Annotated in this window: 7 protein-coding genes; all 7 read left to right on the top strand. The window is 25.3% G+C overall.

Annotation, left to right across the window (positions count from 1 at the left end; all coding sequences use genetic code 11):
* The first annotated feature begins 441 nt into the window (after window positions 1-441).
* A complete protein-coding gene (locus H9660_RS14250; RefSeq protein ID WP_191751046.1) occupies window positions 442-612 on the top strand; it encodes a hypothetical protein in 171 nt (56 codons plus the stop codon).
* Window positions 605-847: a hypothetical protein gene (locus H9660_RS14245; protein ID WP_191751045.1), complete on the top strand. Its 243-nt coding sequence runs from the start codon at window positions 605-607 to the stop codon at window positions 845-847. Before H9660_RS14250 ends, H9660_RS14245 begins: the two co-directional genes overlap by 8 nt.
* A gap of 344 nt (window positions 848-1,191) precedes the next feature.
* The gene (locus H9660_RS14240) at window positions 1,192-1,386 is read left to right on the top strand and encodes a hypothetical protein (protein WP_191751044.1); all 195 of its coding nucleotides are present in this window, start codon (window positions 1,192-1,194) and stop codon (window positions 1,384-1,386) included.
* A complete protein-coding gene (locus H9660_RS14235; RefSeq protein WP_191751043.1) occupies window positions 1,387-1,644 on the top strand; it encodes a hypothetical protein in 258 nt (85 codons plus the stop codon). It abuts the gene before it with no gap.
* 3 nt (window positions 1,645-1,647) lie between these two features.
* On the top strand, window positions 1,648-1,884 hold the full coding sequence (locus H9660_RS14230) for a hypothetical protein (RefSeq protein WP_191751042.1): 237 nt from the start codon (window positions 1,648-1,650) through the stop codon (window positions 1,882-1,884).
* A 58-nt stretch (window positions 1,885-1,942) separates the two neighbouring features.
* Window positions 1,943-4,231 (top strand): VirD4-like conjugal transfer protein, CD1115 family, encoded by a 2,289-nt coding sequence (locus H9660_RS14225; RefSeq protein WP_207729491.1) that lies wholly within the window; start codon window positions 1,943-1,945, stop codon window positions 4,229-4,231.
* 14 nt (window positions 4,232-4,245) lie between these two features.
* The coding region (locus H9660_RS14220) for a pLS20_p028 family conjugation system transmembrane protein (RefSeq protein WP_191751041.1) at window positions 4,246-6,057 on the top strand (1,812 nt) is incomplete at its 3' end.

The raw sequence follows: 6,057 nt of genomic DNA, 5'->3' as shown, positions 1-6,057 counted from the left end.
GCGACTTCGTTCTATATAATGATTGCAATATTGAGGTATATAGAGTAATTCTTATTAGAGTTTAATCTCATATTAATCACTTACTTTATATACTATTTTTAGCCCTCAACATCGCAATCAAACTAACTCATATTGCGAACTAAATGGTCTTTGAAAATTGAGTAATATGGTAGTGTAAAAATATGATATAATAAACTAGTAATTGTATTATATAAGGAGGTTGAGAAATATGAATATAATTTATATTGCTGCTATATTGGGGGGATTTTATGGGGCATATTATATGAAGAAAAAACAAAAAGTAAAAATATAGATTAATATGTTACTAATATAAAACTAAATATTATAGCTAAGAAAATACCGTATTATTCAAAAAGAATATGCGGTATTTTTTAGTTCGCAATTCAAATTTTAAAACTTTCTAAAATGAGGTGAAATTTATTGAAAGCAAAATGTAAACATTGTGGAAGGAGATTTGAATTACATAAACCTTTTGGAGATCATTTAGCTTATGATCATGATATATATGTATCTAAGTGGTATAGGATTAAAGCAAAAATAAGGAAAGTTAGTATATTCTTTAGAAAGGAAGTGATTTTTAAAAATGAATAAAAAAATTCTTGTTATTGATGAATTTTATCAAAGTTTAAAAATAAAAAATCCATTACTTCCAAAACTCTTTTTAGTAGATGATGGAAGGCAATTTGTAGTAATATGGAATGATGAAAAAACTTTGTTAGATAAATTAAGAAATGATTTATGTTTAGAATTATTTACAGAAAACCATTTGATTAAAGAGCTTAATGAAAAAGAAGCAGAAGAATGGTATTTTAGTTTTGATAATTGAGATACAAAATTAAATGGAAAAGAAGCATTATATTATGTATATAAGGAAATTGGCTTTATGACAGAGCCAATAATATCATAAATTTAAATGAAAGATAGAAATGTAATTATTATAGAGTATGTGTTAATAAGTAAAAATATGAAGAGTTGTTTAATATAAAAGATTTATAATAAAAAACTTTAAAGTATGTTAATTTAGGATTTTGTTAATAAATATTCATTTATGAATTTTATATACGGCGTTAGATATTAATTTATCTAACGCTTTTTATATTGCTTTAAAGGGGGTGATAAAAGGAATTAATTTAACTATAAATATAATTTTGGAAAGGAGAGATTAGATAGATGGCAAGAAATAAACCAGATAAGAATAGTAGTAAGCTTGATATGGATTCTAAAGAACTTGCTATGCTAATTTTAAAAGAAAGAGGAATAGACTATGAAGATTTCTTGAATGAGAAGCATAGAGAAGTTATACAAAAAAATGCTCTTTTTATTAAAGAAGCAATAGAGTTTAAAAGAGAAATGGAAAAGCAGTAGATGGATATAAAAGTAAGAGGTCTACGAAAGGAGATAGTAGCCTGCATTGATGAAAAGGCAAAGTCTAAAGGAAAAAGTAGAAATGAATACTTAGTTGAATATCTTGAAAATAATTTCTATTATGCAGATAAGCTAAAAGAAATTGAGGATAGATATAAATTTATGTATGAAAAAATGTTAAAAATTATAGAAATTAATACATTAACTTTAAATAAGTTTTGTGAAGAAAATTTATTAGATATAAATGAGGAGGAATAAAAAATGGACGTAATTCAACAATTATCAGAAATGGGATATGAGGTAGTAAAATGGTTGCAAATATTAGGAATACCAGCAGCGGCAATAGCATTTGGTATTGGAGGAACAATTCAAATTTTTGGAGGAAGTGAAGGACTAAGAAAGGCTAAGCCTTGGTATATAGGAGCTGCAATAGGATTAATATTCATAATAGGAGCTTCATCAATATCTCAATTTATTGAAAGAAAAATAACATTTTAGTTTATAGGAGAAGGTAGACTTCTCCTATTTTTATAAGAATTTTTAGGAAGTGAGTAAATTGTTATTAGATAAAATTGCAAAAGAGTTTAGAGAATTAATAGATGATAAAGAAGCCAATAAAGAGATTAAGTTATTAAAGAGAGTCGCTAATAAAAAAGTATTTTCAAGTTTTATAGCAGTAGTTTTTTTAGTTACAACAGTATTCTGTAATATAGTATCAAATTCTATAGAATCTTTAAATTTTCTTTTAAAGACTGGTGAAGCAAATTTCAATTTATTAAGACTTTTACTTATACCTAATTTTACATATTTATTTATATATCTGTTAGCTTACTTAATAGTTGGTGGAGTTGTAACACATCTATTATTCAATATCAAAGCTTCATTTGGAGAGATAGCAGAAGGACAAAAAGGAACAAGTAGATTTACTACAATAGATGAAATAAAGGAACAATATAAAGCAATTAATGAGGTGGAAACAGAAGAAGAATTTAAAGCAGGTGGATATGATGGAAAAGGTGGAGTTTTAATAAGCAGAATAGATAAAGAAATTTTTATTGATGATAGCCCTAGTAATAACTTAATTATAGGAACAACTAGAAGTGGTAAAGGTGAATTATTTGTATTTCCAATGATAGATATATATTCAAGAGCAAAGGAAAAGGCTTCATTAATAGTTAATGATCCTAAAGGAGAGTTATATAGTGCTTCAAAAGAAATATTAGAAAAGAGAGGATATAATGTTTATATTTTAAACTTAATAAACCCCGATAATTCAATGAGTTATAATCCGTTACAGTTAATAATTGAAGCATTTAATCAAGAGGATTATTCAACAGCTCAATCCTTATGTAAAACATTAACTCATATGTTGTATTATAAGCCTAATGTAAAAGATCCATTTTGGCAAATATCAGCTATGAGCTTAGTAAATGGATTAATATTAGCGGTTATAGGAGAAGTTGAAAAAAAGAATAATATATTAAAAGAAAAAATATATGAAGAAGAAAATAAACTTGAATATTTAAATAGTGAAAAAGATAGTGAAAAGATAAAAACAATTCACAATAAAATAGAAAATTATAAAAAAGAAATAGAGATTAATAATGGAAAAAGAACCTTATATACAGTAGCAAATATGCTTTCTGAATTAGGTTCTAAATACAATATTTTAGGTGAGAATGAACTTGATGTATATTTTAATAATTTAGATGATTCTCCAATATCTAATGTTGCTAAAATGCAATATGCAACATCTAATTTTTCTAAGGATTCAGCTAAAGGCTCAATTTTATCAGTTGCTATGAGTGAATTAAGCATATTTACAACAGATGAAATTGCAAAACTTACATCAAGAAATTCTATTAATTTAAAAGATATTGGATTTGATAAAAATAAGCCTACAGCTATTTTTATGGCAACACCCGATTATGATTCTTCAAATCATATTTTAGCAAGTATATTTGTAAGACAAGTATATTATGTATTGGCAAAACAAGCAACATTTAGTGAAACATCTAAATGTTATAGAGAAGTAATATTTTTATTAGATGAAGCAGGAAATATGCCAGCTATAGAGGGTTTAGCAAGTATAATAACAGTTTGTTTAGGAAGAAATATTAAGTTTAATTTAATAATACAGGCTATATCTCAACTTAAAAAGATATATGGTGATGATTATAAGACTATAATGGGAAACTGTTCAAATAAAATATATATTTTCTCAAATGAAGAAGAAACTGCCGAAGAATTTTCAAAGTTAGTAGGAAATGAAACTATAATAACACATTCTAGGAGTGGGAATGTGCTAGATATTACTAAACATCAAACTGAAACAGTTGATGGAAAAAGACTTATTACATCAGATGAACTTATGCAACTTCAAGAAGGTCATGTTGTTATAGTTAGGGGAATTAAAAGGAGAGATTTAAAGGGAAATAAAATCACTCCATACCCAATATTTAATAAAGGAGAAACTACACTTAAATATAGATATGAGTATTTAAGTAAATTCTTTGATAATAGTAAAAATCTTATGAATGATAAAATAGATAGTTTACATAGAGATGTTAAACTAAAGGACTTAAGATTATTTGATGATTATTTTAAAAAGAATAAAAAAGTTGATAAAGAAGAAAGTAAAGAGATCTTAATATCAGATATTTTCAGCAAGGAAGAAATTGATAATATCAATAGAGATATTGGAGTTAGAGTAAATAAAGAAATAGAAGAAAAGTTTGAATATGATAAACCTTGGGAGGATGCAAAGGAAATTTTAGAAGATTATAACCAAGAAGTCTTTAGAAAATATATAAAAATTGCAGAAGAAAGATTAAATAATAATTAGGGTAGGTGAATTGGTTGAATGTTATAGAAAATTTAAGTAATCATAATTTATTGGAAATTTTCAACATTGTAAACTATTGTTTTAGATGGATATTGTGGCAACTGGTAAGATTATTAGCCATATTGGTAAATGGTGTTGAAGCTGCAATAAATAAGATATATACCTTAAATGGATTTTTTTCATCTAGTGAAGTAATTAATATGCTAAATAAATATAGACCAGTTATATGGATTATATTAGCTTTTTCTATAGCTTTTTTAGGATATAAATTTATATTTAATAGAAAAGTAAATAAAGGAGATTTACCAGGAAACTTTTTATTAGCAGTAGTAGTTGTTGTACTTTTACCAACAATGATGGTTAAGTTAGGATCTATGTCAAATATAATAATTAAAGATTCAATAATATCTAATAATTCAACATCTGCAAATGAAATAATTAAGAGTAATATATATGATTTATATTATTTAGATTCAAATAAATTTAATTTAAGTAATAAAAATAATATAAAATCAGAAAGTATATTATCTATAGATGCATTAGAAACAATAGATTTAGATGAAGTTAAAAATGATGATATTTTAGGAAAAAAAATAGAACTTGATAAAAATGGTAATAAAAAGCTTGTTGATTTAGAAAAAGGATTTTTTAAAATTGATGAAGCGTATTACAGATATTCAATAGATTTTTTAACTATAATAGTTACATTAGGTGCTACAGGAATAGCATTAATTTGTTTTGGACTTAAACTTGGTAGATTATTTTATGAGCTAGGAGTTAATCAAATTTTTGCAACTATAATAGCTTTTGCAGATATACAAGATGGAAAGAAATTAAAAGCAACAATAAATCAAATTTGTACAACATTTATTATAATATTTTCAACTACAATAATATTAAAATTATATTTTATTTTTACAACTTGGGTTGGAACTACTTTAAATGGTAGTGATGTAGCAACAAATTTTGCTAAGTTATTATTATTAGTAGGTGCTAGTATAGGTGTTATAGATGGTCCAAATATAATAGAAAGAATATTAGGTATGGATGCTGGATTGAAAAATGCTTGGAGTACAATGGTTGGATCTTACGGAGCTTCAAAGGTTGCAGGTGGAGTAGGAAAGGCTATATTAAATGTAGGAGCAACTATAGGAAAAGGAGCTTTGATAGGAGGAAGCTTTACAGCAGGTGCTATTAGTGGAATGATGGGAAAATCTAATCATTCAGATAAAAGTAAATCTAATTCAAATATGCTATTAGGCGAAGGAATTGAAGATGATATTAATAAGAAGTCTAATTCAAATAATAAGAACTCTACTGAAAACGAAAGAGATGATTTAAATAGTAATATGAGTATAGAAGAAGAAATGAAAAATAGTAATACTAATAAATCAGGAATATCAAGTAGTAATGAAGAAAATCTTAATAATAATTTAGTAGATAATAAGGATAATAATAATTCTAAAGAATCTTTAAATACTTCAGATAAAACAGTATCTACTGAAAATAATATAAGTGATTCTAATAAGGGTATATCAAGAGAGAATGAAGATTTCAATAAAGAAATTTTAGATAGTAATACAAACAATAATATAAATAATAATCCTAACAATACAAAGATAGATAGTAAGGATAATAGAGATAAGTATATTGATATGGATAATACACCTAGCATTGAGGAAGATATTAAAAATGGCTCAAAAGGAACTGGAAAAAAAGAAGAAACGAATAATACTCCAATAGATATGAGAGAAGAAAGAAATAGCCAAAGAGATAATAGAAGTAATATAACCGATAGAGATATTATGAATAGCTCAAAAGGAACT

The organism is Clostridium gallinarum, assembly GCF_014836325.1.
Lineage (GTDB): Bacteria > Bacillota > Clostridia > Clostridiales > Clostridiaceae > Clostridium > Clostridium gallinarum.
This window is presented reverse-complemented; position numbering and strand designations above follow the sequence as displayed.